At 70.9% G+C, this 26167-nt stretch carries 19 protein-coding genes and 1 other RNA gene; 3 read left to right on the top strand and 17 right to left on the bottom strand.

Annotated elements, in window-relative coordinates; all coding sequences use genetic code 11:
- Positions 1–316 precede the first annotated feature (316 nt).
- The 11 genes from BMZ82_RS06385 to BMZ82_RS40585 all read right to left on the bottom strand — a co-directional run bounded on the left by BMZ82_RS06385 (position 317) and on the right by BMZ82_RS40585 (position 15682).
- Entirely contained in the window at positions 317–1735 is a 1419-nt protein-coding gene (locus tag BMZ82_RS06385; RefSeq protein ID WP_093772595.1) for an NAD-dependent malic enzyme, read from the bottom strand.
- Between the two features lie 388 nt (positions 1736–2123).
- Positions 2124–4508 carry a HelD family protein gene (locus tag BMZ82_RS06380; protein WP_093772593.1) on the bottom strand — a complete coding sequence of 795 codons (2385 nt, stop codon included), beginning with the start codon at positions 4506–4508 and terminating at the stop codon, positions 2124–2126.
- Positions 4509–4568: 60 nt separating this feature from the next.
- Complete coding sequence (locus BMZ82_RS06375; RefSeq protein ID WP_093772591.1) at positions 4569–5351, bottom strand: anti-sigma factor family protein; 783 nt, start codon at positions 5349–5351, stop codon at positions 4569–4571.
- A gap of 50 nt (positions 5352–5401) precedes the next feature.
- On the bottom strand, positions 5402–5923 hold the full coding sequence (locus BMZ82_RS06370; protein WP_010039908.1) for a sigma-70 family RNA polymerase sigma factor: 522 nt from the start codon (positions 5921–5923) through the stop codon (positions 5402–5404).
- A gap of 354 nt (positions 5924–6277) precedes the next feature.
- A complete protein-coding gene (locus BMZ82_RS06365) occupies positions 6278–6853 on the bottom strand; it encodes a CGNR zinc finger domain-containing protein (protein ID WP_093772589.1) in 576 nt (191 codons plus the stop codon).
- 173 nt (positions 6854–7026) lie between these two features.
- Positions 7027–8202, bottom strand: coding sequence for a uroporphyrinogen-III synthase (locus BMZ82_RS06360; RefSeq protein ID WP_093772587.1), 1176 nt, complete (start codon positions 8200–8202; stop codon positions 7027–7029).
- 106 nt (positions 8203–8308) lie between these two features.
- Positions 8309–9718, bottom strand: a complete 1410-nt coding sequence (locus tag BMZ82_RS06355; RefSeq protein WP_093772585.1) for a nitrate/nitrite transporter — start codon at positions 9716–9718, stop codon at positions 8309–8311.
- Between the two features lie 138 nt (positions 9719–9856).
- Entirely contained in the window at positions 9857–10678 is an 822-nt protein-coding gene (locus BMZ82_RS06350) for a hypothetical protein (protein ID WP_093772583.1), read from the bottom strand.
- 107 nt (positions 10679–10785) lie between these two features.
- Positions 10786–12045: an acyltransferase family protein gene (locus tag BMZ82_RS06345; protein ID WP_093772581.1), complete on the bottom strand. Its 1260-nt coding sequence runs from the start codon at positions 12043–12045 to the stop codon at positions 10786–10788.
- Positions 12045–14123, bottom strand: coding sequence for a bifunctional polysaccharide deacetylase/glycosyltransferase family 2 protein (locus tag BMZ82_RS06340; protein WP_256251809.1), 2079 nt, complete (start codon positions 14121–14123; stop codon positions 12045–12047). The genes BMZ82_RS06345 and BMZ82_RS06340 overlap by 1 nt, the downstream gene beginning before the upstream one ends.
- 725 nt (positions 14124–14848) lie before the next feature.
- Positions 14849–15682, bottom strand: a complete 834-nt coding sequence (locus BMZ82_RS40585) for a hypothetical protein (protein ID WP_177244414.1) — start codon at positions 15680–15682, stop codon at positions 14849–14851.
- An 888-nt stretch (positions 15683–16570) separates the two neighbouring features.
- On the opposite strand from BMZ82_RS40585, the gene yicI reads away from it, so the two are divergent.
- Positions 16571–18877, top strand: a complete 2307-nt coding sequence (gene yicI, locus BMZ82_RS06330) for an alpha-xylosidase (protein ID WP_093772577.1) — start codon at positions 16571–16573, stop codon at positions 18875–18877.
- Positions 18871–19881, top strand: coding sequence for a LacI family DNA-binding transcriptional regulator (locus BMZ82_RS06325; protein WP_093772575.1), 1011 nt, complete (start codon positions 18871–18873; stop codon positions 19879–19881). Before yicI ends, BMZ82_RS06325 begins: the two co-directional genes overlap by 7 nt.
- Before the next feature lie 370 nt (positions 19882–20251).
- On the opposite strand, the gene ssrA is transcribed toward BMZ82_RS06325, so the two are convergent.
- From ssrA to ftsE, 5 genes are all read right to left on the bottom strand, one after another.
- Positions 20252–20640, bottom strand: a transfer-messenger RNA (tmRNA) gene (ssrA, locus tag BMZ82_RS06320).
- 141 nt (positions 20641–20781) lie between these two features.
- The gene (smpB, locus tag BMZ82_RS06315; protein WP_177244417.1) at positions 20782–21318 is read right to left on the bottom strand and encodes an SsrA-binding protein SmpB; all 537 of its coding nucleotides are present in this window, start codon (positions 21316–21318) and stop codon (positions 20782–20784) included.
- Between the two features lie 57 nt (positions 21319–21375).
- A complete protein-coding gene (locus BMZ82_RS06310) occupies positions 21376–22557 on the bottom strand; it encodes a S41 family peptidase (RefSeq protein WP_093772571.1) in 1182 nt (393 codons plus the stop codon).
- 67 nt (positions 22558–22624) lie between these two features.
- Positions 22625–23542 carry a permease-like cell division protein FtsX gene (ftsX, locus tag BMZ82_RS06305; RefSeq protein ID WP_093772569.1) on the bottom strand — a complete coding sequence of 306 codons (918 nt, stop codon included), beginning with the start codon at positions 23540–23542 and terminating at the stop codon, positions 22625–22627.
- Between the two features lie 60 nt (positions 23543–23602).
- Positions 23603–24292 (bottom strand): cell division ATP-binding protein FtsE, encoded by a 690-nt coding sequence (gene ftsE, locus BMZ82_RS06300; protein ID WP_093772567.1) that lies wholly within the window; start codon positions 24290–24292, stop codon positions 23603–23605.
- Positions 24293–24637: 345 nt separating this feature from the next.
- On the opposite strand from ftsE, the gene BMZ82_RS06295 reads away from it, so the two are divergent.
- The gene (locus BMZ82_RS06295) at positions 24638–24832 is read left to right on the top strand and encodes a hypothetical protein (protein WP_057574411.1); all 195 of its coding nucleotides are present in this window, start codon (positions 24638–24640) and stop codon (positions 24830–24832) included.
- A gap of 116 nt (positions 24833–24948) precedes the next feature.
- On the opposite strand, the gene BMZ82_RS06290 is transcribed toward BMZ82_RS06295, so the two are convergent.
- Positions 24949–25932: a hypothetical protein gene (locus BMZ82_RS06290; RefSeq protein ID WP_093772565.1), complete on the bottom strand. Its 984-nt coding sequence runs from the start codon at positions 25930–25932 to the stop codon at positions 24949–24951.
- Positions 25933–26167: the final 235 nt, after the last annotated feature.

Raw genomic sequence — 26167 nt, 5'->3', positions numbered from 1 at the left:
AGGCGTGCCACGCGGCGGAGCCGCCTGTGGGGCACAGCGAAGTCGTTGTGCTCGCGCCCAGGGACGCATCCTGCCCCTACCAGCGGCGGGAAAGCCAATCCGGCACCCGCTCGGAGTGGTGGGACAACCCTTGTGTGTCACGCGAGAGCGCTTAGCTCGGGCGCAACCCTAGAGTGCCGCTCACGGCGCGACGTTCCGCGACGCGCCGTCGCGAAGGCTGCCGTGGCGATCCTCACAACCCTCGCGAAACACTCGCGACAGCACTCGCGCCACCCACAGCCCCCGCGTCCTGCGTAGAGAGCCTGCGTGTCAGAGCCTACGAGGCCGACGCGCCGACCGCCTTCGCGGCCTCCCGCACCGCGCCCGCGACCGCGCCGGCGACCTTGTCGTTGAAGACGCTCGGGATGATGTAGTTCGCGTTCAGCTCGTCGTCGCTGACGACCTCGGACAGGGCCTTTGCAGCCGCCAGCATCATGTCGGTGTTGACCGTGCGGGACTGCGCGTCCAGCAGGCCGCGGAAGACACCCGGGAAGACCAGCACGTTGTTGATCTGGTTGGGGAAGTCGGAGCGGCCGGTGGCCACGACCGCGGCCGTCTGGCGGGCGATCGCCGGGTCAACCTCGGGGTCCGGGTTCGCGAGTGCGAACACGATCGCGTCGTCGGCCATCGCGGCCACGTCGGTGCCGTCGAGGACGTTCGGGGCGGAGACGCCGATGAAGACGTCCGCGCCGCGCACGGCCTCCTTCAGGGTGCCGGTGAGGCTCTCGGGGTTGGTGTTGTCGGCGATCCAGCGCAGCGCCGAGTCCTGGGCCGCGTCGACGAGGTCCGCGCGGTCCGCGTGGACGACGCCGTGGATGTCGGCGACGACCGCGTTCTTCACGCCGGCCGCGAGCAGCAGCTTGAGGATGGCCGTGCCGGCGGCGCCCGCGCCGGACATGACGACCCGGACGTCCCCGATGCCCTTGCCCACGACACGCAGGGCGTTCGTGAGGGAGGCGAGGACGACGATCGCGGTGCCGTGCTGGTCGTCGTGGAAGACGGGGATGTCGAGGGCCTCGCGCAGCCGGGCCTCGATCTCGAAGCAGCGCGGGGCCGAGATGTCCTCGAGGTTGATGCCCGCGAAGCCCGGGGCGATCGCCTTGACGATCGCGACGATCTCGTCGGTGTCCTGGGTGTCCAGGCACAGCGGCCAGGCGTCGATGCCGGCGAACCGCTTGAAGAGGGCCGCCTTGCCCTCCATCACCGGCAGGGCGGCCTTGGGGCCGATGTTGCCCAGGCCCAGCACGGCCGAGCCGTCCGTCACGACCGCAACGGAGTTGCGCTTGATGGTGAGGCGGCGGGCGTCCTCGGGGTTCTCGGCGATCGCCATGCAGACGCGGGCCACACCCGGCGTGTAGATCATCGAGAGATCGTCACGGTTGCGGATGGGGTGCTTGGACTGCATCTCGATCTTGCCGCCGAGGTGCATCAGGAACGTACGGTCGGAGACCTTGCCGAGGGTGACGCCCTCGATGCCGCGCAGTTGCTCGACGATCTCGTCGGCGTGGGCGGTGGAGGTGGCCGCGATGGTGACGTCGATGCGGAGCTTCTCGTGCCCGGAGGCGGTGACGTCGAGGCCGGTGACCGAGCCTCCGTGGGACTCGACGGCTCCGGTGAGCTGGGAGACCGCGGTTCCGCTCGCGGGCACCTCCAGCCGGACCGTCATCGAGTAGGAGACGCTGGGCGCCGTTGCCATGGCCGACTTCCTCTGCACTGCTGGGTGGGTCGCGGGTTTGCCGTCCGATCGTCGCACCTACCCCCGAGTACGTGGTAGCCGCCCTGGTATTGCGGACGTTTTGTTCACGGCACGGAAAGTCACTGCGACTTCGGAAAACGACTTCCACCATACGAGAGTCGGCCGGGCAACGAAAGAGGCCCACGTCACTGATGTGACGTGGGCCTCTCTCACGTAGGTGACACCGACCCGCCATGCTCGCCTCGCGGCAAGTGGTCGCTCGTAGCGACGAAGGTTGAGCCCGGGGGCTTGGATCGAGCCGGTGTCACGACCAGGCTAACAAACGGATCGCCGAACGCCATTCCCGTCCGGCCCCTTCACAGGAAACAGTCGGCTCCCGAGGAACATGTCAGTCCCTGAGGAGGTCGGGGACGCCGTTCGCGTCCGGTTCGTCGCGGTCCCCGGAGACGACCGTGAGCTGCTGGGTGGCCCGGGTGAGGGCCACGTACAGCACGCGCAGGCCGGCCGGGCTCTCGTCGGCGATCTCCGCCGGGGAGACGACGACCGTGGCGTCGTACTCCAGGCCCTTGGCCTCCAGGCTGCCGAGGGCCACCACGCGGTCGCCGAGCCCGGCGAGCCAGCGCCTGGCCTCCTCGCGGCGGTTCATGGCGACGACGACGCCGACGGTGCCGTCGACCTGGTCGAGGAGCCGGGCGGCCTCGGTCCGGACGGCCGACGCCAGGGTCGCGGGTGCGGTCACGGCCGCGAAGCGGGGCACGACGCCCGTCGACCTGACCGCCGACGGGGACTCGGCGCCCGGCATGGCCAGCGCCAGCACCTTGGCGGCCAGCTCGGCGATCTCGGCCGGGTTGCGGTAGTTCACGGTGAGCTGGAAGCGGCGGCGGGGGCGGGTGCCGAGGGCCTCGTCGCGGGCCTCGGCGGCCTCGTCGGGGTCGGACCAGGAGGACTGGGCCGGGTCGCCGACGACCGTCCAGGTGGCGTGCCGGCCGCGGCGGCCGACCATCCGCCACTGCATCGGGGTGAGGTCCTGCGCCTCGTCGACGATGACGTGCGCGTACTCGGTGCGCTCCTGCGCGAGCCGCTCGGCGCGCTCGCGCTGCGACTCCTCGCGCACCGGCATCAGCTCGTCCAGGCCGGTGAGGTGGTCCAGCGGGTCGAGTTCGCGGCGCTTCTTCGGGCGCAGCGGCGCGCCGAGGATCGACTCGAGTTCGTCCAGCATGGCGATGTCGTGCACCGAGCGGCCGTCCCGCTTGAGGGCGCGGGCGACCTTGCGGACCTCGCCGGGGTTGAGGATGCGTCTCGCCCAGCGGCCGAGCCGCCGTTCGTCGGCCATGGCGGCCAGCACGGCCTGCGGGGTCAGCTCGGGCCACCAGGCGTCGAGGAAGGCGATGAAGGCGTCCTCGGTGGTGACGTCCTCGTCGAAGGAGGAGCGCAGCTCGGCGGCGAGTTCGGGGTCGGTGTGCCGGCCGGCCGCGCCGGAGCGCTCCCACAGGGCGTCCAGGAGCAGCTTGCGGGCGCGCGGGCGCAGCAGGTTGACCGGGGCGGTGCCGCTGAGGGCGTTCTGCCGGACCCGGTCCAGGTCGGCGGCCTCCAGCTCCAGCCGGCGCCCGAAGGCGACGACCCGCAGCCGGGTGGGCGTGCCGCTGGCGGCCGGGGGCTCGTCGAAGCTCAACTGGCCCGCGCCGCTCCGGCCCGCGGGCCGGCCGCCGGTGCCGGACTCCAGCGCTCCGCGTGCGGCCTTGCGCAGCACCTTCAGCATCCGGTACGAGCCCTTGGCGCGGGCGACGGCCGGGGAGTCGTACAGGGTGGCCTCCGCGCCGTCGACGAGGGAGCCGATGGCGCGGATGGCGACCTGACCCTCCTCGCCGAGGGACGGCAGCACGCCCTCGGTGTACGCGACGAGCAGCGGGGTGGGCGAGACGATGAGGATGCCGCCCGCGTACCGCCGCCGGTCCTGGTAGAGGAGGTAGGCCGCGCGGTGCAGGGCGACGGCCGTCTTGCCGGTCCCCGGGCCGCCCTCGACGTACGTCACGGAGGCGGCGGGGGCGCGGATGACCAGGTCCTGTTCGGCCTGGATGGAGGCGACGATGTCCCGCATGGTGTGGCTGCGGGCCTGTCCGAGGGCGGCCATCAGCGCGCCGTCGCCGATGACGGCGAGTTCGTCGCCGGCCAGGGACGCCTTCAGCTCGGGACGCATCAGGTCGTCCTCGACGCCGAGGACGCGGCGGCCCTTGGAGCGGATCACCCTGCGCCGTACGACCCGCCCCGGGTCGACCGGGGTGGAGCGGTAGAAGGGTGCCGCGGCGGGCGCCCGCCAGTCGATGACGAGCGGGGCGTAGTCGGAGTCGAGGACGCCGATCCGGCCGATGTGGAGCGTCTCGGCGATGTCGGCGGTGTCGTCGGGCCGGACCGAGCCCTCCGCGGGTTCGACGGCCGTGTAGGCGCCGTCGGGGCCCTTCTTGCCGTCCTTCCCGAGGAGCAGGTCGATCCGCCCGAACAGGAAGTCCTCGAACTCGTTGTTGAGCCGATTGAGGTGGACGCCGGCGCGGAACACCTGCGCGTCCCGCTCGGCGAGAGCGCCGGGCGTGCCGACCTGGCCGCGCTTGGCCGCGTCGTTCATGAGGAACTCGGCCTCGTGGATCTTCTCCTCGAGCCGGTGGTACACCCGGTCGAGGTGTTCCTGTTCGACGCTGATCTCGCGGTCCCGTACCGAATCCGGCGTCATGTGCCGGACCGATCCGACCGCGGTTTCCTGCTGAGCCTGAGCGGCCACCGGGCCCCCTTCTGACGTGCTGGGCAGCCGTCAACCGTACGCGAAGGGGACCCGCTCTAGCTACGCGTCGACCTGGACGATCTTCTTGCCGTCGAAGGTCATGATCTCGAAGTGGTCGATCTCGTCCGGGGCGAAGGCCGCGCCGCCCACCACGTAGAGCGGGTTCTTGGCCTGCTCGGTCGTGGCGTTCGGGATGCCGTAGCCCTGCGGCGGGACCGCCCAGGAGGAGACCGTCTCGCGCTCGCCGTTCTTGCCGACGGCGATGAGCGAGCACTTCTCGGGGCCCGTCACGTTCTTCAGTTCGACGCCGATCTCCGTGCCCCAGGCCTTCTGGCCCATGGCGACGGTCGCCGTCGCCTTGGAGGTGGAGTCGGTCGCGGTGACCCGGTCGGAGAGCGTCTCGAAGGTCGACTTGGCAGAGCTTGCCGACTTGACGGCGCTCGCCTCGGTCCCCTTGGTGCCGCTGTCGCCGCCGGTCGCCGCCAGCACGGTGAGCGGGCCGCCGATGATCAGCGCGGCCGCGGCCGCCACCAGGAAGAACGAGCGGCGGCGCTTCACCGCGCGGCGCTCGGACACCTCGTCGACCAGCCGTTCCGCGAGGCGCGGGCTGGGGCGGGCGGACAGGGACTCGCCGATCGCGGGCGTGCCGGTGCCCGGCAGGTCCGCGAGGGCGGCCAGCATGGGCTCCATGCCGGCGAGCTCGTCGAGCTGCTGGGCGCACCATTCGCAGCCCGCGAGATGCATCTCGAAGGCGGTCGCCTCGGCGTCGTCGAGGATGCCCAGGGCGTAGGCGCCGACGGTCTCGTGTTCACTGGGGCTCGGAGATCCCACTGATCCCTGCATGGGACCAGACATACCCGAACCACCCGCGCCGAATCCCCCGTAACCGCTCATCACGCCGTCACCCCACGCTCTTCCAGAGCCAGCTTCATCGACCGCAGGGCATAGAAGACCCGAGAGCGAACGGTGCCGCTGGGTATGCCCAGCGTCTCGGCAGCCTCGTTGACGGTACGCCCCTTGAAGTACGTCTCGACGAGCACCTCCCGGTGGGCCGGGGTCAGGTCGTCGAGAGCGTCGGACAGGGTCATCAGCCACAGCGCCTTGTCGATCTCGTCCTCCGCAGGAATGACCTCCAGCGGCGACGGGTCGACCTCCTGCGGCCGGGCCTGCCGGCTGCGGTGGCCGTCGATGACGATGCGACGTGCGACCGTCACCAGCCAGGGGCGTACCGATCCGGTCGCCCGATTGAGCTGACCGGCGTTCTTCCAGGCACGGATGAGCGTCTCTTGTACGACGTCCTCGGCACGCTGCCGGTCTCCGGCAACCAGGCGCAGGACATACGCAAGCAAAGGTCCGGCATGCTCCCGATACAGAGCACGCATCAGCTCCTCGTCAGGCTCCGAGGGCTGGGACATGCGATGTCGGGCCCTCGATCCACGTTCATTGGCCACGGCCGCATCCTTGCGCACGCCCACCTCCGGTGTCCGGGGGTTCCCCCAGTCGGTCGCTCGATGACGGGTACGCAAGCGGAGTGACGGATGTTCAAAGCGAGGCGACAGTTTTCTTCGGGGTGTCATGACGAGGGGGACATGGCGGCACATTCCCACCCCGCTTTCTTTACATTTCCGCCACACCGACAAGATCTCGCCGACTGCCCGAGACGTGACGCGAGTAAACGACGTGTAATCGAAATCACTTCGACCGCCGACCTGGCCCGCCCTCACGAAAGCCGCATACCAGACAGGGCAGTTGAGGGACCGTCGAGCGGCTCACCCGCGCGCGAGTGCCGCCGCGCGCCGCCGGTGCCGCGCGACCCGCTCCCGGTTCCCGCAGACCTCACTGGAACACCAGCGCCTGCGGTGTCCCCGGGACGTGTCGACGTACACGATCGGGCAGTTGTCCCCCGCGCACTGCCGCAGCCCGGCCCGCACGACGGGATCGGTGAGCAGTTCCACCGCGTCCCGGGCCACGGCGGCGAGCAGCGCGGCACACTCCGGCGGCCCGTCCAACGCCCGCACGAGCGCCCCGTCTTCGCCGCGTACGGCACGGGGGGTCGGGGGCGCGGCGCGGGCGACGTCGTTGACCCGCGCGAGGGCGAGGTCGTACCCCCCGGCATCGCCGCGGACCAGCCACCCGTGCACCAACCGTCCGACGTCCCGCCGCAGTTCCCGGAAGGCCGGCGGCCAGGTCCCGTCGGCATGGGCGAGCGGGGTGCCCGGCGGGACGAGCCCGCACCCCCGGATCCACACCCCCAACGGCCCGACGGCATCAAGCCGTTCGAAGGGATGCGCGGTCGCCAGCAGATCAAGACAGACCCGCCCGGCATCGAACCGAAGCTCATCCATACCTTTCACACTGCCAGCGAAGGGCTCTAATCACCAGCCCGATTAACCAGCCCGTCTGGGGGTCCCCCCTCTGGGGGAGTTTGAGGACGAGGCCCGTTCAGGGCCGAAGCGGGGGTCTGGGGGCGCAGCCCCCAGGGATGGGTACGGGTAGGGGCGGCGGGGGCGAAACACGCTTACGCGTCCGCGTACTTCGCATCGGCGGCGGGATCGAGCGCCAGCCGATACCCCCGCTTCACCACCGTCTGGATCAACTTCGGCGCCCCGAGCGCGGTCCGCAGCCGAGCCATCGCCGTCTCGACGGCATGCTCGTCCCGCCCCGCACCCGGCAACACCCGCAGCAGATCGGCGCGCGGCACGACCCACCCCGGCCGCCGCGCCAGCGCCCGCAGCAGGGACATCCCGGCCGGCGGCACCGGCTTCAGGCACCCGTCCACCAGCACCGCGTGCCCCCGGATCTCCATCCGGCGCCCGGCGACCGGCAGCGCCCGCGCCCGCGACGGCAGTTCCCGGCACAGCAACTGCACGAGCGGCCCGAGCCGGAACCGCTCCGGGGCGACGGTGTCCACGCCCCGCGCCTGCAACGGCAGCGCGGTGACCGGCCCGACGCAGGCGGGCAGCACGTCGTGCTGGAGGGCGGCGAGCAGTTCGGGCAGCAGCCCGCGCTCTTCCGCCCGCGACAGCAGGGACGCGGCGGCGGGCGCGCTGGTGAAGGTGACGGCGTCCAGTCCGCGGGAGACGGCGGCGTCGAGGAGCCGGTCGAGCGGGGCGATGTCCTCCGGCGGCATCCACCGGTAGACGGGCACCCCCACGACCTCCGCGCCCGCGACCCGCAGCGACTCGACGAACCCCGGCAGCGGCTCGCCGTGCAGTTGGACGGCGACCCGGCGGCCCTCGACGCCCTCCTCCAGCAGCCGGTCGAGGACCTCGGCCATGGACTCGCTGGACGGCGACCACTCCTCTGTCAGCCCCGCCGCCCGGATGGCGCCCTTGACCTTGGGCCCGCGGGCCAGCAGCTCGACGCCGCCGAGCCGGTCGAGCAGCCGCTCGCCGAGCCCCCAGCCGTCGGCGGCCTCGACCCAGCCGCGGAAGCCGATGGCCGTGGTGGCGACGACGACGTCCGGCGCGCGGTCGATGAGGCCCTGGGTGGCGGCGAGCAGTTCGCCGTCGTCGGCGAGCTGCACGATGCGCAGGGCGGGCGCGTGCAGCACCGCCGCCCCACGCCGCTGGAGCAGCGCGCCGAGCTCCTCGGCCCGGCGCGCGGCCGTCACGCCCACGGTGAAGCCCGCGAGGGGCCCGTGTTCGACGGCGGTCTCGGGCCCGGTGTCCGGTCGTTGCTGTTCCTGGTGCATACCACTCGTCCCACGCTCTGGCTCGCACTGCATGGACCTACATGCCGAGCGAGCCTGTCAACGGTGCATGACAGGCTCGGTTCGACTTCATGTCGCTAGTGTTACGTCACACCTCGGCATAGCTGAGCTGCGGCTCGGCCTGCGACGCGGTACCGGCGGCGGTGACACGGCCGGCGGCCGGGCGGCGAAGGTATACGGCCCAGGTGACCACGAAGCACACCGCGTAGAAGGCGAGGAAGGCGACGAACGCGCCGGTCCCGGAGCCGTAGGAGAGGAAGGACTGCCGGAAGGCCAGGTTGATGCCGACCCCGCCGAGCGCGCCGACCGCCCCGATGAGCCCCATGGACGCGCCGGACAGCCGACGCCCGTAGCGGGCCGCCTCCTCGCCCGTCAGCCCCTTGGCGACCGCCTTCGCCTGGAAGATGCCGGGGATCATCTTGTACGTCGACCCGTTGCCGAGCCCGGTGAGGACGAACAGCACCACGAAGACGGCGACGAACAGCGGCAGCGACTTCTGCATGCTGGCGAAGACCAGGACGGCGGTGGCGGCGGCCATGCCGACGTAGTTGTACAGGGTGATGCGGGCGCCGCCGTAGCGGTCGGCGAGCCAGCCGCCGACCGGCCGGATGAGGGAGCCGAGCAGCGGGCCGATGAAGGTGAGGTAGGCGGCCTGGAGGGGCGTCCGGCCGAACTGGTTGGTGAGCACCTGGCCGAAGGCGAAGGAGTACCCGATGAACGAGCCGAACGTCCCGACGTACAGGAACGACATGATCCAGGTGTGGCGGTCCTTCGCCGCGTCGACGGCGGCGCCGGTGTCGTTCCGCACGGCCGCGAGGTTGTCCATGAACAGCGCGGCGAGGGTCGCGGCGACGACGATCAGCGGGATGTAGATCCCGAGCAGCACGCGCGGCCCGCCGCTCGCCCCGATGACGCCGAGGGCGATGAGCTGGATCACCGGCACGCCGATGTTGCCGCCGCCCGCGTTGAGCCCGAGCGCCCAGCCCTTCTTGCGGAGCGGGAAGAAGGCGTTGATGTTGGTCATGGAGGAGGCGAAGTTGCCGCCGCCGATGCCCGCGAGCAGCCCGACCAGCAGGAACGTACCGAAGGAGGTCCCGGGTTCCATCACCGTGAACGCGGCGACGGTGGGGATCAGCAGGAGGGCGGCGGAGACGATCGTCCAGTTCCGGCCGCCGAAGACCGCGACGGCGAAGGTGTACGGCACCCGCACGACGGCCCCGACCAGCGTCACCATCGACGTCAGCAGGAACTTGTCGGCCGGGGTGAGGCCGTACTCCGGGCCCATGAAGAGCACCAGCACGGACCACATGGTCCAGACCGAGAAGCCGATGTGCTCGGACAGGACGGAGAAGAGCAGGTTGCGGCGGGCGATCCGCTCGCCCTTCGCGTTCCAGAAGACCTCGTCCTCCGGGTCCCACTCCTCGATCCAGCGGCTCCCCTTCCTCTTCGTACTGCTGGTGGGGGACGGGGGTGCGGGGGCTGTGTTCGGGGCTGTCATGACGCCTCCACGATGGTCCGGGACTCGGGTAGTCCCGAAGGTAGGGAGAGCGCGTTACCGGGCTGTGCCTGCGGGTGACCGGAAAGGAACGTTGCTCTCACCTTGCGCCGCGGCCCGGTGAGAGGTTCCGGGACGAACTCAGCGCGGGGGTGCCTGCCCGTAGGGGTTGGGGGCCTGGGGCGGGTACGGCTGGGACGGGTGGGGCTGGGGTTGGGGGTGAGGGTACTGCTGCGGGTACTGCTGGGGATACGGCTGCTGCTGGTACGGCGGCTGCTGCGGGTAGGCCTGGTGCTGCTGCGGGTGTCCGTACCCGCCGCCGTACGGGTGCTGACCGTGGGGAGGGGCGGGGTACTGGCCGTATCCGGGTAGCGCGCCCGGCGGGAGGTAGCGCAGCCGGCCGGTCTCGTCGGGCACCGGGGTGAAACCGGCGGCCTGGAGGCGGGCGGCGAACTTCGCGTTGCGGTGCCGGGTGACGACGAAGCCGATGCCGAGGATGACCATGAAGACGACCCAGGCGATGGCGGCGACGAAGTCGGTGCTCGTGCCGCCGAGCCGGACGCCGAGGATCACGCAGCCGACGGTGACGCCCAGCGCGCCGTACGCCATGCGCTTCTCGGCGTTCTTGCCGGTGAGGTCGAAGTTGATGCGGGCCTTGAGGAGCTCGACGGCGTCCGGTATCAGCGGCGGCAGGGAGACGCCGTCGGAGGCGTTCGGGTACTGCGCCCAGGTCTGCGCGGCACGCGCGCGTGCCTGCGGGGCGGGGTCGGGGACGATCACCATCTTCAGCGCGCTGCCCCGCGACCCGCCGCCCTGCCGGGCGTCCGCGTACTCGTAGCCGAACTGCTGGGCCACGAAGGCCAGCCGGGCCAGTTTCTTCACGGACGCCATGAGGCTGGTGAGCTCGACGGGCCCGCCCCCCGCCATCGACCGCAGCATGTTCTGCATCTGCCGCTTGCTCACCGGCACTCATCTCCCCACGAGCCGGGCCACCGGACCCTGGCCTACCGAACCACCGCTGTTCGCTTGCGTGTTCACTCGCGCAACGCCCGGCAGTCTCCCACAGGCCCTCAGGCCCGCCGCGTCCCCCCTCGGCCGTCCGGCCACAGGCGGGGCCTGCGGCGGGCCGCCAGGTCCTCGACCCAGCCGAAGGAGACGACGCAGAGCGCGGTGAGGAGCCAGATGACCGGCAGTTGCGGCCACGGGCTCTGGAGCAGCCAGGGGGTGTCGGCCTCCAGCCACGGGACGTTCCACAGCCGGTCCCACATCGCCTCGACGATCCCGATGCACACGTTGTGCCACAGGTAGATCGTGACGGCACGGGAGTTGAGGAGGGTGATCAGCCGGTCCCAGCGGCGCAGCCGGGCCGGCCACTCGGTCCAGGACGGGCTGATGTGCAGGAGCAGCAGGACCGCCGCGAACGACCACAGGGACTGCGCGAACGGCATGTCGTCGAGGTCGTGGCCCTCCGTGATGTGGTGGCTCAGGGCGTACCAGAGGCCGACCGCGCCGACCGCCGGGGCCAGCGACGGGACGACGTAGCGGGGCAGCCGGCGCAGGATGCCCTCCTGGTGCGCCATGCCCAGCAGCCAGCACGCGCCGAACGCGCCGAAGTCGCTGGCGTTCGCCTCCAGCCGCCAGTAGGGCACCGACAGCGCGCCGAACTCCAGGGCGGCGGACAGCGCGACCGGCGCGAGGATCGTCGGCCAGGGCAGCCGGCGCAGGGCGCGCAGCAGGAGCGGGGAGAGCAGTACGAACCACAGGTAGGCGCGGATGTACCAGAGGGGTACGCCCAGGTCGGTGCCCCAGTCGGCGCCGATCCACCCGGACACCCCGGGCAGGCCGTCGCCGTACGGCGGGTCGCTCAGCGGCAGGATCCAGTAGCCGAGGTGGAGCCACCACCAGCCGGGGTGCCCCTCGTCGTCCGGACTCCAGCCGGCCAGCACCATGCCCGTCACACCGACCGCGCCCAGCAGCCACAGCGGGGGCAGCAGCCGGCGCAGCCGTCCTCGTACGACGTCCAGCGCGGGGCGGCTCGCCAGCGAGCGGGCCATGAGGTTGCCGGCGAGCGCGAACATCACGCCCATGGAGGGGAAGACGATGGGCAGCCAGGCCCAGCCCATCAGGTGGTAGAGGACGACACGGAAGAGGGCGACGGCACGGAGCAGGTCGAAGTAGCGGTCCCGCCCGCCACCGCGCTTCTTCTCCTGCCCTGGCGCGACTGCCCCGCCCGCCTCGTTCTCCGGGCTCTGGTTCTGCGTCGGCAGTACGGGTGTGGGTACGGGGAACTCGGTCGTCCCGGATGTGGTCTCCGTCGGCTGGGTGTTCATCAGACCGCTCCCCCGTCCATGGCGGGCGTGGCCGTGCCGGGCGGGGCCGCCACCTGCCCCTTGCGGCGCAGTTTCTGCCAGCGCAGCCGGCCGCCGGTGAGAGCGGTGATCCAGGACTGGAGCAGCACGATGTACATGAGCTGGCGGTAGAGGAGTTGCTGGAGCGGGAGGGAGATGAGCGGGGTGAGGCGTTCGCGGTCGAGGGCGAAGGCGTAGGCCGCGCAGCCCGCCTGGACGGCGAGGACGCCGAACCAGGCGGCGATCGTCTTGCCGGTCGGGCCGAAGAGCAGGCCGTAGACGAGGAAGAGGTCGATGAGCGGGGCGAGGAGCGGGGCGACGACCATGAAGAGGGAGACGAGCGGCAGTCCGACCCGCCCGAACCGCCCGGACGGCCCCTTCTCCACGATCGCGCGCCGGTGCTTCCAGATCGCCTGCATGGTGCCGTAGCACCAGCGGTAGCGCTGGGACCACAGTTGCTGGACGGACTCGGGCGCCTCGGTCCAGGCGCGCGCCTTCTCCGCGTAGACGACCTTCCAGCCGTCGCGGTGGATGGCCATGGTGATGTCGGTGTCCTCGGCGAGGGTGTCGTCGCTCATGCCGCCGACCCGGTCGAGCGCGGTGCGGCGGAACGCGCCGACGGCGCCCGGGATGGTCGGCATGCAGCGCAGGACGTCGTACATACGGCGGTCGAGGTTGAAGCCCATCACGTACTCGATGTGCTGCCAGGCGCCGATGAGGGTGTCCTTGTTGCCGACCTTGGCGTTGCCGGCGACGGCGCCGACCTGCGGGTCGGCGAACGGCTGGACGAGTTCGCGGACCGTGGCCGGTTCGAAGACGGTGTCGCCGTCCATCATCACGATCAAATCGTGCGAGGCGTTGGCGATGCCCCGGTTGAGCGCGGACGGCTTGCCCGCGTTGAGCTGCCGGACGACGCGCACGCCGGGCAGGCCGAGGTCCTCGACGATGCGGGCGGTGCCGTCGCTTGAGCCGTCGTCGATGACGAGGATCTCGATCGGGTGCTCGCTCTGCATCAGCGAACGCACCGTGTTCTCGATGCACTTGGCCTCGTTGTAGGCCGGCACGAGCACGGACACGGGTTCGGTGACGGGCGCGTCGGGCCCCCACACGAAGCCCTCGCGGCGGGTGCGGCGGGTGTGGATCGCGGAGAGCAGCAGCATCAGGCCGAAGCGGGCGAAGACGAGGACGCCGATGACGGCGAGGCCGACGACCAGGACGCCGGTGATGTCGTCGGACGCCTCGACCAGGAAGATCCAGGCCTTGCCCTTCCACAGCTCGACCCCGGTGACCGGGGTGTGCGCGCTGGGGGCGTGCAGGGCCTCGGTGAGGTTCTGGAACGTGTAGCCCTTCGCCTGGAGTTCGGGCAGGTAGGTGTCGAGGGCCTGGACCGTCTGGTGGCGGTCGCCGCCGGAGTCGTGCATGAGGACGATCGCGCCCTTGTCGCCCTTCGGCGTGGCGTTGCGGATGATCTGCCGCACGCCCGGCTTGCGCCAGTCCTCGCTGTCGGCGGTGGTGAACACGGTGAGGTAGCCGCGGCTGCCGACGAACTCGGTGACCGGCCAGGAGTCGTCGTCGAGGGCGTCGGCGGTGGAGGAGTACGGCGGCCGGAAGAGGGAGCTGCGGATGCCCGCCGCGCCCGCCAACGCCAGTTGGTTCTGGGTGAGTTCCCAGTCGATGCGCTTCGTCGACTGGTAGGAGAGGTCGGGGTGGTTGAAGGTGTGCAGCCCGATCTCGTGCCCCTCGTCGACCATCCGCCGGACCAGTTCCGGGTAGCGGGAGGCCATGGTGCCGGTGATGAAGAAGACGGCGTGCGCGTGGTGCTTCTTCAGGATGTCGAGGACCTCGGGGGTCCACTTCGGGTCGGGGCCGTCGTCGAAGGTGAGCACGATCTTGTGGTCCGGCACGTCGAGGCTGGTCTGCCGGCCGCTGCGGGTGTCGACGACCGGCCCGCCGTCGAGGATCTTCTCCGGCACCTTGTCGGTGGCGGCCTCGGGGTGGATGCGGTAGTCGGCGAGGATCTCGCTGTGCACGTAGCCGCGCAGCATCAGCATCGCCATCATCGCGCCGAGCACGAGCAGCGGCAGCAGATGCCGTAGCCGCAGCGGCACGAAACGCTTCCGTTCGGGCGGCGCCGCCCCGTGCGCGCCCCCGCCACCGCCCCCGCCGTGCCCGGCGGCCCGCCCCCGCCGCGTCCTGCGCCCACCGCCCGACGCCGAGGAGGCGGACCCGGACGCAGTGGCGGAAACGGAGGCGGCCTGGCCGCCGGACGCATACGCGGACTGCCCGACAGCGGACCGTCGAGTCGTACGCCGACTGGTACGTGGTGCCATGAGAACTGTTTCTCCGAGAACGGCTCACCGCGCGGCTTCGGGCGGCGAGAGTGGGTAGCGAGGCGTGGAGGGGCGTGGGGAGGGGGCGGGGCGTGCGAAGTAGCGGGCGCGGAGTGGGGGCGCCCGGTTCTGACGACAAGGGGCGAGCTACGGGCATCGGCCGCCCGGGGCAGAGGGTTGGACGGCCCACGGCCCACGCGGCGCGGACTCCGGGCATTCCGGGCATCTGACTGCGAGAGGGCGAACTGCGGAGCGGGCCCGCCAGGTTCAGGTGCGGTCAGGCGCGTTCAGGTTCTGTCAGGTGCGGTCGGGTGACGGGTTGAGCGGTGTGGGCCGCCGGGAAGGCACCGTTCTGAGCGGTCCGGACCCGCCGACCCCGGCAGGAGACGCCCGGCCGGACCGACCGCCGAGGCCGACGCGCCTCACGGCCCCCACCGGGTGACGCCCCTGCTCTCTCAGGCCGCCGGGCTGGACGACGCGGCCGGGGCCGGGTCGGGCGGGCCGTTGGCGACCGTGGTGGTGGTTCCGCCGGCCGGGGACGGGGAGGCGGCGGGCGGATCGGGGGTCGTCGCGGGCGAGGACGCCGGCGGCGGTGGCGTGGACGCCGGCGGTGCGACCACCGGGCTGCTCGGGCCGGGCGGCGGCGAGACCGCGGCCGTGGGACCCGTGCTGGGACGGGCCGTCCCGCTCGCCGAGGGCCGGGCCGACGCCGACGCAGCGCCCGGCGAAGCCGCCGCGCTCCCCGACGCGCCGGGCACCGCACTCGCCCCCGGCTTGCCCGACATCGTGCCGGACACGGAGGCGGTGCTGCCGGTGCCGCCCGGGAACAGGCCGCCGGGTTCGCCGGGCCGCGGCGTCGTGGAGTCGTCCGGCGCGGACGAGCTGTCGACCTTGCCGGCCGCCGGCTTGTCGTCCGGTGCGCCCGGCACCGGAACCGGCAGCCAGGGCGCGCCCGCGTTGCCCGACAGCAGCGTGGCCACGATGAGAACGGCGTACGCCCCGCACGCGGTCCCCACCGCGATGCCGATACGGCGGAACGTCCGGCTGCGCCGCCCCGACTCGTCGACGAACACCGGGACGTCGGAGGCGCCGGCGTCCGAACCGTCGGGCCGCCCCTTCTTGAGGGGGTCGAGCTGGACGGTCACCTCGCCGGGTTCGCCGCCCTTGCCGTCCGCCCCGCCGGGCTCCTCTCCCCACGGATCCCGGAGATCGCTCGACCGTTCGTTTTCAGAAAGGCCGTTCGACGATTTCGGGGCCGACAGCACACCGCTTTCACGCGGTACGTCCATCAATGAGCCGTATCTTGCGTTTTCTCCCGCCATGGACGTCAGGGATTGCCCCACCGCCCCGGAAAAGCTCTGAGATCCTGCCCCCACGACCGGTACGTCCCGGGTCGGCGTTGCCGCCGCCGGCCACTCCGGTTGGGCGTCTTCTCGCCAATTCTTCACGTGCCTACTTCCCCCCACAGAACTGTTCTGGGTGCGCGCGACCCCGAGCACGCGTCGACGGAACCGGGCCCCCACCCAGCTCCTGCGCCCCTTTTACCCCACTGCGCTCGGTTCGACGAATCTAGCGCAGGCTTGGGCCCTGTGTTCGCGATGTGTCATTTATTGACAGAAGTCATGTTCATGTCTATGGCCGGAATTCACCCCTTGACGGCCCATCAGAATCACGTCCTCACCACCCGCTCCCGCCCCTCGCCCCGTCGAAGCGCATCAGGAGCCGAAGGGACCAGCCCCTTTCGTCACACCGGCGACACAGAGGACAAAGAGACCCGGGCGAACAGGATTACGGAGCCCCTTCCAGGCATGGCCGGAAAGCTCGGGTTCACGGACGGCGAATTGCCCGCTTAATCCGCAATGAGACGGAGCACGACCCGTCGAAAACCATGCGAAGACCTCTCGAAGATCACCCCAATGCCACCCCAATGCGACTCCGGGACCACTCCGGGACCACTCCAAGACCTCTCCAACACCACTCGAACGAGTGGCCGCGCCCGGCGGCCATTTCCCGCAGACGCCATTGACTCGGTCGGAGCGGCCACATACCTTCCCCCGTCGAACCGCTTCGACGTCCCGCGTCGAATCGATTCGACGCCAACCGCTTCGACGACCGCACCGCTCCATCCGGCTCTCCGAGAGGCACAGGATGTCGACGGCACGAAACCGTGTGTCCGCGTGAAGTTCTCCGACGGTTACTGGCTGCTGCGCGAGGGCGTCACGGCCGCGCACCCCGCCGACGTGCTCGACGTCACCGAGCCGGACGACGGCGACGGCGACGGCGACGGCGACGGCGCCCTGGAGATCCACGCGCCGACCCGGCCCGTCCGCGGTCGCGGCGACCTGATGGCGGGCCCGGTCCTGACGATCCGAGCCCACACCCCGATGCCCGACGTCATCGGCCTCACCCTCACCCACCTCACGGGCGGCCACCCCCACGAGCCCGCCTTCGACCTCACCGCCCCACCCCCGGGCCCGTCCCCCACCCCCCAACTTGCTTACGACGCCGAGCACATGACCCTGACCTCCGGCGCGCTCAGCGTGCGGGTCGCCCGTACCGGCCCCTGGCGCGTGGAGTTCCTCGCCCACGGCCGCCCGCTCACCGCCAGCGGCCCCCAGGGCATGGGCATCATGCGGGACGCGGCCACCGGCGGCCACTACCTGCGCGAACAGCTCGACCTGGGCGTGGGGACGGCCGTCTACGGCCTCGGCGAACGCTTCGGCCCGCTGGTCAGGAACGGCCAGAGCGTCGACATCTGGAACGCCGACGGCGGCACCTCCACCGAACAGGCCTACAAGAACGTGCCGTTCTACCTGACCGACGCGGGCTACGGCGTCTTCGTCGACCACCCGGGCAAGGTCTCCTTCGAGGTCGGCTCGGAGAGGGTCTCCAAGGTCCAGTTCAGCGCCGAGACGCAGGAGTTGACGTACTACGTCATCCACGGCCCCACCCCGAAGGACATCCTCCGCCGCTACACCGCCCTCACCGGCCGCCCCGCCCTCCCGCCCACCTGGTCCTTCGGCCTGTGGCTGTCCACGTCGTTCACCACCTCCTACGACGAGGAGACGGTGACGTCGTTCATCGAGGGCATGCGGGAACGCGAACTCCCCCTCTCCGTCTTCCACTTCGACTGCTTCTGGATGCGGGAGCACCACTGGTGCGACTTCCGCTGGGACCCGCGGGTCTTCCCCGACCCGGAGGGCATGCTGGCCCGGTTGAAGGCGAAGGGCCTGCGCGTCAGCGTGTGGATCAACCCGTACATCGCGCAGCGCTCGCCGCTGTTCGCGGAGGGCCGGGCCCTCGGGCATCTCCTGCGCCGTCCCGACGGCAGCGTCTGGCAGTGCGACATGTGGCAGCCCGGCATGGCCCTGGTCGACTTCACCAGCCCCGCCGCCCGCGAGTGGTACGCGGCGAAACTGGAGGCGCTGCTCGCGCAGGGCGTCGACTGCTTCAAGACCGACTTCGGCGAGCGGGTGCCCCTCGACGTGGCGTGGTCCGACGGCTCCGACCCGGAGCGGATGCACAACTACTACACGTACCTCTACAACCGGACCGTCTTCGACGTGCTGCGCAAGCACCGCGGCGAGGGCGAGGCCGTGCTGTTCGCGCGCTCGGCGACCACCGGCGGCCAGCAGTTCCCGGTGCACTGGGGCGGCGACTGCGAGGCGACGTACGCGTCGATGGCCGAGTCGCTGCGCGGCGGCCTGTCCCTCGGCCTGTCCGGGTTCGGCTTCTGGAGCCACGACATCGGCGGCTTCGAGGGCACCCCGACCCCGTCCCTGTTCAAACGCTGGCTGGCCTTCGGCCTCCTCTCCTCCCACAGCAGGCTGCACGGCAGCTCCTCGTACCGGGTGCCGTGGCTGTTCGACGCGGAGTCGGTGGACGTCCTGCGCCATTTCACCCGCCTCAAGCTGCGCCTCATGCCGTACCTGTACGAGGCCGCGCGCGTCGCCCACGAGGAGGGCGTGCCGGTGATGCGGGCGATGGTCCTGGAGTTCCCGGCGGATCCCGGGTGCGCGCATCTGGAACGGCAGTACATGCTCGGCCCGGACCTGCTGGTCGCGCCGGTCTTCAGCGACGACGGGGACGTGGCGTACTACGTCCCCGAGGGCACCTGGACCCACTACCTCACCGGCCGGACGGTGACCGGCCCGCGCTGGACCCGGGAACGGCACGGCTTCCTCGGCCTGCCGCTGCTGGTGCGGCCGGGCGCGGTGCTCCCGGTGGGCTCCCACTCCGACCGGCCGGACTACCCGCACGCCGACGGGGTCACCCTGCGCACCTACGGCCTGGAGCGCGGCGCGCAGGTGACGGTACGGGCCGGGGGCGTGACCTTCACCGTCGTCCGGGAGGGGGACACGCTGCGGGCGTGCGCGAGCGATCCGGCGGCGCCGTGGGCGCTGGCCGCAGGGGACCGGGTCGCGTGGGCGGAGGCGGGCACCGGGTTTCTGACGCTGGACATCGTGGAGGCGGACCGATGGTGAAGATCACCGATGTGGCGCGGCATGCCGGGGTCTCCCCCAGCACGGTGTCGTACGCGCTGAGCGGCAAGCGGCCGATCTCCGCGGCGACCCGGCGGCGGGTCGAGGAGGCCGCCCGGAAACTGGGCTACCGCCCGCACGCGGGCGCCCGCGCGCTGGCCAGCAGCCGTTCCAACGTGCTCGCGCTGGTCGCCCCGCTGCGGGCCGGCATCCACGTCCCGGTCGTCATGCAGTTCGCGGTGTCGGTGGTGACGGCGGCCCGCCGCCACGACCACGACGTGCTGCTGCTCACCCAGGAGGAGGGCGAGGACGGCCTGCGCCGGGTCGCGGACACGGCGCTGGTCGACGCGCTGATCCTGATGGACGTCCAACTCCACGACCCCCGGCTGCCGTTGCTGCGCTCCCTCGACCGGCCGTCCGTGATGATCGGCTTCCCGCTCGAGGCCGCCGGGCTGACCTGCATCGACCTCGACTTCCGGGCGGCGGGCGAGCGGTGCGTGGAGCATCTGGCGCAGCTCGGGCACCGGGTGGTGGCGCTGGTCGGGTCGCCGCCGGAGGTGTACGTGCGCGGGACGGCGTTCGCGCAGCGCGTGGTCCAGGGTTTCACCGAGGCCACCGACCGCGCCGGCCTCACCTCCGCGGTCCACCCCTGCGAGGCGACCCCGGCCGCGGCCCGCCGCATGGCGGAACGGCTCCTGCGCGAACAGCCGGCGCTGACGGGCGTGGTCGTCCACAACGAAGCGATCCTGGAACCCCTGATCGACGCCTTCGAACACCTCGGCCTACGCATCCCCGCCGACCTCTCGATCACCGCGATCTGCCCCGACGAACTCGCCTCGACCCTCCGCGTCCCGGTCACCTCCATAGCCCTCCCCTCCACAGAAGTAGGCGAGCAGGCAGTAACCCTCCTGATGCAAAAACTGACAGCCACCCCAGTCCCAGAAGCAACCCTCCTCCCACCCCACCTGACCCCCCGAGCCAGCACGGCCCCACGCACCATCGGGTGAGCCGCCGAGCACCAGATCCCCGTGCCTTCCAGGCACCAGTTGTGCTGTACTTGGACACAAGGAGGGCCCCCGCCCGAGCCGGAAGCACCGGGCGGAGGCCCAAGCTCAGTAGGAGCTTGTCGGATGCCCCCGCCTAGTTAGGGGACATCCGGCTACCTGCTGAGTCACCAGAGCAGCCACCTCCTCGCGTGCCTTGCGATCCGCTCCGGCAACAGCCGGATCAGCCGCATGACGAGAGTCGGCTTCTGCTCCTCGTAACAGCCCATCTGGGGGCGTCCTCCCTTCGACGCGAGGCGGCCATCACCAGGTCCCGGGACCACGCAAAAACCCCGCCGCTCGGGAGCGACGGGGTTTTTGTTCACATGGGGTGAAGTGGAGATGGCGGGAATCGAACCCGCGTCCAACGGTGCAGAATCAGGGCTTCTCCGTGTGCAGTTCGCTGTGATTTTCTCGGCCCCGGTGATCACGCGAACAAGTCGCCGACGGGCCCAGTCACTGTTTGGTTTCCCATCCGACCCCGTGACCGGGCCGAATGGTTTAGTCCCCTAGATTATGCCAGGGTCCGGGTCGGGAACACTCCCGGGCTGACACCCATTATGGGTCCCTCACTCACTGCTTATTAGGCAGCGAGGGCGAAGGACTGGGAATCGCTCTTGGAATTGGCGATTATTGGTTGCGACATATGGTTAACGAGATCATTGCCGCTTTCTCGACACGCTTCCCCTGCTTCGACAGCCGCTGTCGAAACCGATCATCCCCATGTTGATTTTTCAAGGCCTCTCCGGAACTTCTCCAAGCGAAGAGGTTTCGCACCCGCTGTGGGGCGCTTACGCCATCGTACGTGACCAACGCGCACCCATGCCACCGTATTCCCGGCGGCCACCCGTGCGGGACCGGCGGCTACGCGCCCCGCTGCTTCCGCTTGGCCGCCGCGATCGCCCGGTCCGTCTCCCTGCGGTCCTGCTGTTCGCGCAGGGTCTGGCGCTTGTCGTACTCCTTCTTGCCGCGCGCCAGCGCGATCTCGGCCTTCGCCCGGCCGTCCTTGAAGTAGATGGCGAGGGGCACGATCGTGTGACCCGTCTCCTCCGACTTCACCGACAGCTTGTCGATCTCCTCGCGGTGCAGCAGCAGCTTCCGCTTGCGGCGCGCGGAGTGGTTGGTCCAGCTTCCCTGGAAGTACTCGGGGATGTGCGCGGCGTGCAGCCACGCCTCGTTCCCCTCGATCTGGACGAAGCCGTCGGTCAGCGAGGCACGCCCCTCGCGCAGCGACTTCACCTCGGTGCCGGTGAGGACGAGACCCGCCTCGTACACGTCGATGATCGCGTAGTCGTGCCGGGCCTTCTTGTTCTGCGCGACGATCTTGCGCTTGCCGTCCTTGACCTTGCCGGACGCGGCCGCCCCGCCCTGCTTCGGCTGGGACTCCTTCGGTACGTACATTCCCTTGCTCATAGTCCCGCCAGTTTCGCACCTCGCAGGGGCCTGAGGGAAAGCCGATTACTTCGGCTCCGCGTCCCCGAGCCCGCTCAGCACGGTCTCGGCCCGGGCCAGCGCCCCGTCGTCCGCCTCCAGGTCGGGGGTGATGCCACGGCCGTCGACGCTGTGGCCGGCGGGGGTGCGGTAGTGGCCGACGGTCAGTTCGGCGACGGAGCCGTCGGGCAGCCGGTTCGGCATCTGCACCGAGCCCTTGCCGAAGGTGCGCGACCCCACGACGACCGCGCGCCCACGGTCCTGGAGGGCGCCGGTGAGCAGCTCGGCGGCGCTCATCGTGCCGCCGTCGACGAGCGCGACCAGCGGGCGGGCGGTGTCGCCGCCGGCGTCGGCGTGCAGGGCGCGCTGGACGCCGTCGACGTCATAGGTGGCGACGAGCCCGCCGTCCAGGAAGGCGGAGGCGGCGGAGACGGCCTCGGTGACCAGGCCGCCGGAGTTCCCGCGCAGGTCCAGCACGATCCCGGCGCCCGCCGGGGCCCGCCGGACGGCGCCGCGCACGCTGTCGCCGACGCCCTTGGTGAACGCGGCGACGGTGATCACGGTGATGCCGTCGGGCAGCTTGCGGGCGGTGACGGAGTCCGTGGACAGCAGGGCCCGGCGCAGGGTCTCGCTCCACGCGCGCGTGCCGCGTTGAAGACCGAGCCGGACGGTGGTGCCGGCGGCCGCGTCCTTGGCGTCACCGCGCAGTAAGGAGACGACGTCGGTGACCGGCAGCCCGTCCACGGGCCGCCCGTCGACGCTGCGCAGCCGGTCGCCCGCCCGGAGCCCCGCGCCGGCCGCCGGTGACCCCGGCTGCACCCGGGTCACCTCGATCCGGCCGTCCCGCTCGCGCCGCGCCTCCAGGCCGACGCCGGTGTAGCGGCCGTCGAGGGACTCCTCGAACTGCTCGTACTCGCCCTCGGAGTAGACGGCCGCCCAGCGGTCCCCGCTGCGGCTGACGGCGCGCTCGGCGGCCTCCAGCGGCGACTTGCCGTCCGCGGCGGCCTCCTCGGCGGCCCGCGTCACGTCCTCGACGTGACCGGCGGGCGCGGGGGCGGCCCGGTCCGGGGCGTCGCGGCGGCCGCCGCCCAGTTCCTGCGGCAGCGAACCGGTCGCGGCACCGGCGACGAGCACGCTCGCGAACACCAATGTCAGGGCGGCCCCGCGGCCGAAACGGCGGGGCTGGCAGAACAGGTCTCGGCCTGACATGGCGGCGAGTCTAGGGGAACGCGAAGGGCCGCACGGTCGGTTGACCGTACGACCCTCGGGGCGTGCGTCACACCTTCAGGTACTTGCGCAGCGCGAAGAAAGCGGCCAGGGCCGGCATCAGCAGGCTGGTGGCGAGGATGAGCGGGAGCTTCGTCAACACGGCGTCCCAGCCGATGAAGTTGATCAGGTTCAGCTTCTCGGACAGGGCCAGCCCGTGGTCGATGATGAAGTACCGGGCGACCACCAGGAATCCGCAGGCGACCGTGCCGCCGATGAGCCCGGCGACCGCCGCCTCGGCGATGAACGGCGCCTGGATGTAGAAGCCGGAAGCGCCGACCAGCCGCATGATCCCGGTCTCGCGCCGACGGCTGAAGGCCGAGACGCGCACGGTGTTGACGATCAGCATCAGCGCCACCACCAGCATCAGCGCCATCACCGCCCGCGCCGCCCAGTTCATGCCGTTGAGCAGCCCGAACAGGTTGTCCAGGATGCCCTTCTGGTCCTGCACCGACTGCACACCGTCACGCCCGTCGAAGGCGGTCGCGATGACCTGGTACTTCTCCGGGTCCTTCAGCTTGATCCGGTACGACTCCTGCATCTGGTCCGGCGTGAGCGAGCTGGCCAGCGGGGAGTCCCCGAACTGCTCCTTGTAGTGCTTGTAGGCGTCGTCCTGCGACTCGTACGTCACCTTGTCGACGACGCCCATCTTGTCCAGGTCGGACTTGATCTGCTTCTTCTGGTCCGCGGTGACCGCACCCTTGGCGCAGTTCGGGTCGGACTCGGCGTCGCTCTTGTTGCAGAGGAACACCGAGACGTTGACCTTGTCGTACCAGTAGCCCTTCATGGTGCTGACCTGGTCGCTCATCAGGAGCGACCCGCCGAACAGCGCCAGGGACAGGGCGACGGAGACGATGACGGCGAAGGTCATCGTCAGGTTGCGGCGGAGACCGACGCCGATCTCCGACAGTACGAACTGGGCGCGCATGGCGAGTTGTTCAGGCCTTTCCGGGGACGTCCGCGAGGGCGGGTGCGATGGCGGGTGCGGTCAGTGCTGGTAGCCGTAGACGCCGCGCGCCTGGTCGCGGACGAGGCGGCCCTGCTCCAGCTCGATGACGCGCTTGCGCATCTGGTCCACGATGTTCTGGTCGTGCGTGGCCATCACGACGGTCGTGCCCGTGCGGTTGATCCGGTCGAGCAGCTTCATGATGCCGACCGAGGTCTGCGGGTCGAGGTTGCCGGTGGGCTCGTCGGCGATCAGCAGCTTGGGCCGGTTCACGAAGGCGCGCGCGATGGCGACGCGCTGCTGCTCACCACCGGACAGCTCACCGGGCCTGCGCTCCTCCTTGCCGCCGAGCCCGACGAGGTCGAGCACCTGCGGCACGGACTTGCGGATCTCGCCCTTCGACTTGCCGATGACCTCCTGCGCGAAGGCGACGTTCTCCGCCACCGTCTTGTTCGGCAGCAGCCGGAAGTCCTGGAAGACCGTCCCCAACTGGCGGCGCATCTGCGGCACCTTCCAGTTGGAGAGGCGCGCGAGGTCCTTGCCCAGCACGTGGACCTGACCGTGACTGCACCGCTCCTCGCGGAGCAGCAGCCGCAGGAACGTGGACTTCCCGGAGCCGGAGGACCCGACGAGGAACACGAACTCGCCCTTCTCCACCTCGAGGGAGACATCCCTGAGTGCGGGGCGGGTCTGCTTGGGGTAGACCTTGGAGACGTTGTCGAATCGGATCACGGATGCACCACGGGTCGCCGGGGGTAGATGAGCGTGACCATACGCGAACCAGGCAGCACCCCGCAGGCGAGGGGAAGACTTGGGCAGGCCTTGTGGTCTTTTGTCTGGAGGGCGGGCAGGGGCGAAGCCCCCGGCCCGCCCTCCAGGGGCGCGGGGCTGTATCGATATGCGGCTCCGCCGCGGGGCGCGACAAGCCCCCACCGGCGCACAGCCGCGATACAAGCCCAGGCCCCTCAAAGGGAGCGACCCGCGCAACCTCCGGAGGAACCTGGCACAGTGGTATGGGGAACGTTCGCGTTCCCCCAGGCGTTGTGTACATGGAACCGGTGCAAGGAGGGCGAGCGCATGACGTACGACCGGCTGGTGTGCGCTAACTGCGCCGCGCCCGTGAGCGAGGGCCGGTGCCCGGTGTGCCGCGCGAACCGCGAGCGGCTGCAGCAACAGGAGAACTTCTTCGCGGGGCTGAACCCGATGGCGCTGATCGCGCTGCTGGCGGTGCTGGTGGCGGCGCTGGCGCTGCTGGCCCACCAGACCGCGTAACCGATCGCGCAATCGACCGCGTAACCGCTGGGACAGCCACGCACGCAGAGGGGCCCGGAGCTGATCGCTCCGGGCCCCTTCGCGTGTACGTCACGTACGGGTGCGGCTGCCTACCGTCAGGCAGCGGCCCCGCCGCGGCCGGCCGCGAGGCGCGGCAGCACCCGGAAGCCGATGCCGCCGGCGATCATCGTGGCGGCGCCGATGATCAGGAACGTGGTCTGCCCGGCACCGGTCTCGGCCAACTGCTTGCCACCGCCCTGGGCGACGGCGTCGGCGGGGGTGTCCGAGGTGTCGGTCAGCGCGGAGCTGCCCTCCTCCTGGGTGGACGTCCCGTCGGTGCCGGTGCCGGTACCGGCGGAGGTGCTGCCCTGCGAGGACGAGCCGGACGAGGTGCTGCCCTCGGAGGACGACCCCGAGGAGGTGTTGCCCTCAGAGGCGGAACCCGAGGAGGTGTTGCCCTCCGAGGTACCGGCGGACGTGCCCGTGGACGTACCGGCGGACGTGCCCGTCGAGGTACCGGTGGACGTACCGGCCGAGGTGCCCGTGGACGTACCGGCGGACGTGCCCGTGGACGTACCGGCGGACGTGCCCGTGGACGTGCCCTCCGACGTGCCGGTGGACGTACCGGCCGACGTGCCCGTCGAGGTGCCCTCCGACGTGCCGGTGGACGTACCGGCGGAGGTGCCCGTGGACGTGCCCTCCGAGGTACCGGTGGACGTGCCCTCGGACGTACCCGTGGACGTGCCCTCCGACGTACCGGCCGAGGTGCCCGTGGAGGTGCCCTCGGACGTACCGGTGGAGGTGCCCTCCGAGGTGCCCGTGGACGTGCCCTCGGACGTGCCGGACGAGGTGCCCTCCGACGTACCGGAGGACGTGCCCTCCGACGTGCCGGTGGACGTGCCGCCGTCGGTGCAGACGATGATGATCGGGCAGTCGCCGTCGCCCGAGGCGGCGGGACCGTCCTGCGTGGTGGTGCTCGTGTCGACAAGGCCGTCGCCGCCGGTGGCCGAGGCGACGCCGGCGATCGTCAGAGAGGCGCCCGCGGCGATCACGGCGCCCGCGGCTATGCGCGCGACCCTGATCCGCGTCTTCTTCGTCATATAGTTGCTACCCCCAGTAGCTGAATCGTCGATGAGGCCGCGCCCGGGGCCGTGATCGACGGAGGTAGCTGAGATGCAGCCGAAGCCCCCGGTTCACATGCGCCCCAGAGATACGCATGCCACACTGCACCTTCCCCACTTTTCAAAGCGTCGTCAAGGTCGTTGCGTACGCAATGTCCAAGTCGGGGCGCTTTGCGCGACGTTGGTGTTGTGAATGTGACGTAAAAAGCAACCG

Origin of the sequence: Streptomyces sp. yr375 (genome assembly GCF_900110755.1) — a bacterium.
Taxonomy (GTDB): domain Bacteria; phylum Actinomycetota; class Actinomycetes; order Streptomycetales; family Streptomycetaceae; genus Streptomyces.
The sequence above is the reverse complement of the archived record's forward strand: the minus strand, read 5'-3'. Positions and strand labels throughout refer to the sequence as shown.

What these genes read in the sequence shown, in the direction of transcription:
- BMZ82_RS06375 (WP_093772591.1), bottom strand. Translation starts at nt 5,351, where the DNA reads ATGCAGGGATCAGTGGGATCTCCGAGCCCCAGTGAACACGAGACCGTC.
- BMZ82_RS06360 (WP_093772587.1), bottom strand. Translation starts at nt 8,202, where the DNA reads ATGCACCAGGAACAGCAACGACCGGACACCGGGCCCGAGACCGCCGTC.
- BMZ82_RS06310 (WP_093772571.1), bottom strand. Translation starts at nt 22,557, where the DNA reads ATGTCAGGCCGAGACCTGTTCTGCCAGCCCCGCCGTTTCGGCCGCGGG.
- BMZ82_RS06290 (WP_093772565.1), bottom strand. Translation starts at nt 25,932, where the DNA reads ATGACGAAGAAGACGCGGATCAGGGTCGCGCGCATAGCCGCGGGCGCC.
- BMZ82_RS06325 (WP_093772575.1), top strand. Translation starts at nt 18,871, where the DNA reads ATGGTGAAGATCACCGATGTGGCGCGGCATGCCGGGGTCTCCCCCAGC.
- BMZ82_RS06365 (WP_093772589.1), bottom strand. Translation starts at nt 6,853, where the DNA reads ATGGATGAGCTTCGGTTCGATGCCGGGCGGGTCTGTCTTGATCTGCTG.
- BMZ82_RS06370 (WP_010039908.1), bottom strand. Translation starts at nt 5,923, where the DNA reads ATGTCCCAGCCCTCGGAGCCTGACGAGGAGCTGATGCGTGCTCTGTAT.
- smpB (WP_177244417.1), bottom strand. Translation starts at nt 21,318, where the DNA reads ATGTACGTACCGAAGGAGTCCCAGCCGAAGCAGGGCGGGGCGGCCGCG.
- BMZ82_RS06295 (WP_057574411.1), top strand. Translation starts at nt 24,638, where the DNA reads ATGACGTACGACCGGCTGGTGTGCGCTAACTGCGCCGCGCCCGTGAGC.
- BMZ82_RS06345 (WP_093772581.1), bottom strand. Translation starts at nt 12,045, where the DNA reads ATGAACACCCAGCCGACGGAGACCACATCCGGGACGACCGAGTTCCCC.
- BMZ82_RS40585 (WP_177244414.1), bottom strand. Translation starts at nt 15,682, where the DNA reads ATGGACGTACCGCGTGAAAGCGGTGTGCTGTCGGCCCCGAAATCGTCG.
- BMZ82_RS06385 (WP_093772595.1), bottom strand. Translation starts at nt 1,735, where the DNA reads ATGGCAACGGCGCCCAGCGTCTCCTACTCGATGACGGTCCGGCTGGAG.
- BMZ82_RS06340 (WP_256251809.1), bottom strand. Translation starts at nt 14,123, where the DNA reads ATGATGGCGATGCTGATGCTGCGCGGCTACGTGCACAGCGAGATCCTC.
- BMZ82_RS06355 (WP_093772585.1), bottom strand. Translation starts at nt 9,718, where the DNA reads ATGACAGCCCCGAACACAGCCCCCGCACCCCCGTCCCCCACCAGCAGT.
- ftsX (WP_093772569.1), bottom strand. Translation starts at nt 23,542, where the DNA reads ATGCGCGCCCAGTTCGTACTGTCGGAGATCGGCGTCGGTCTCCGCCGC.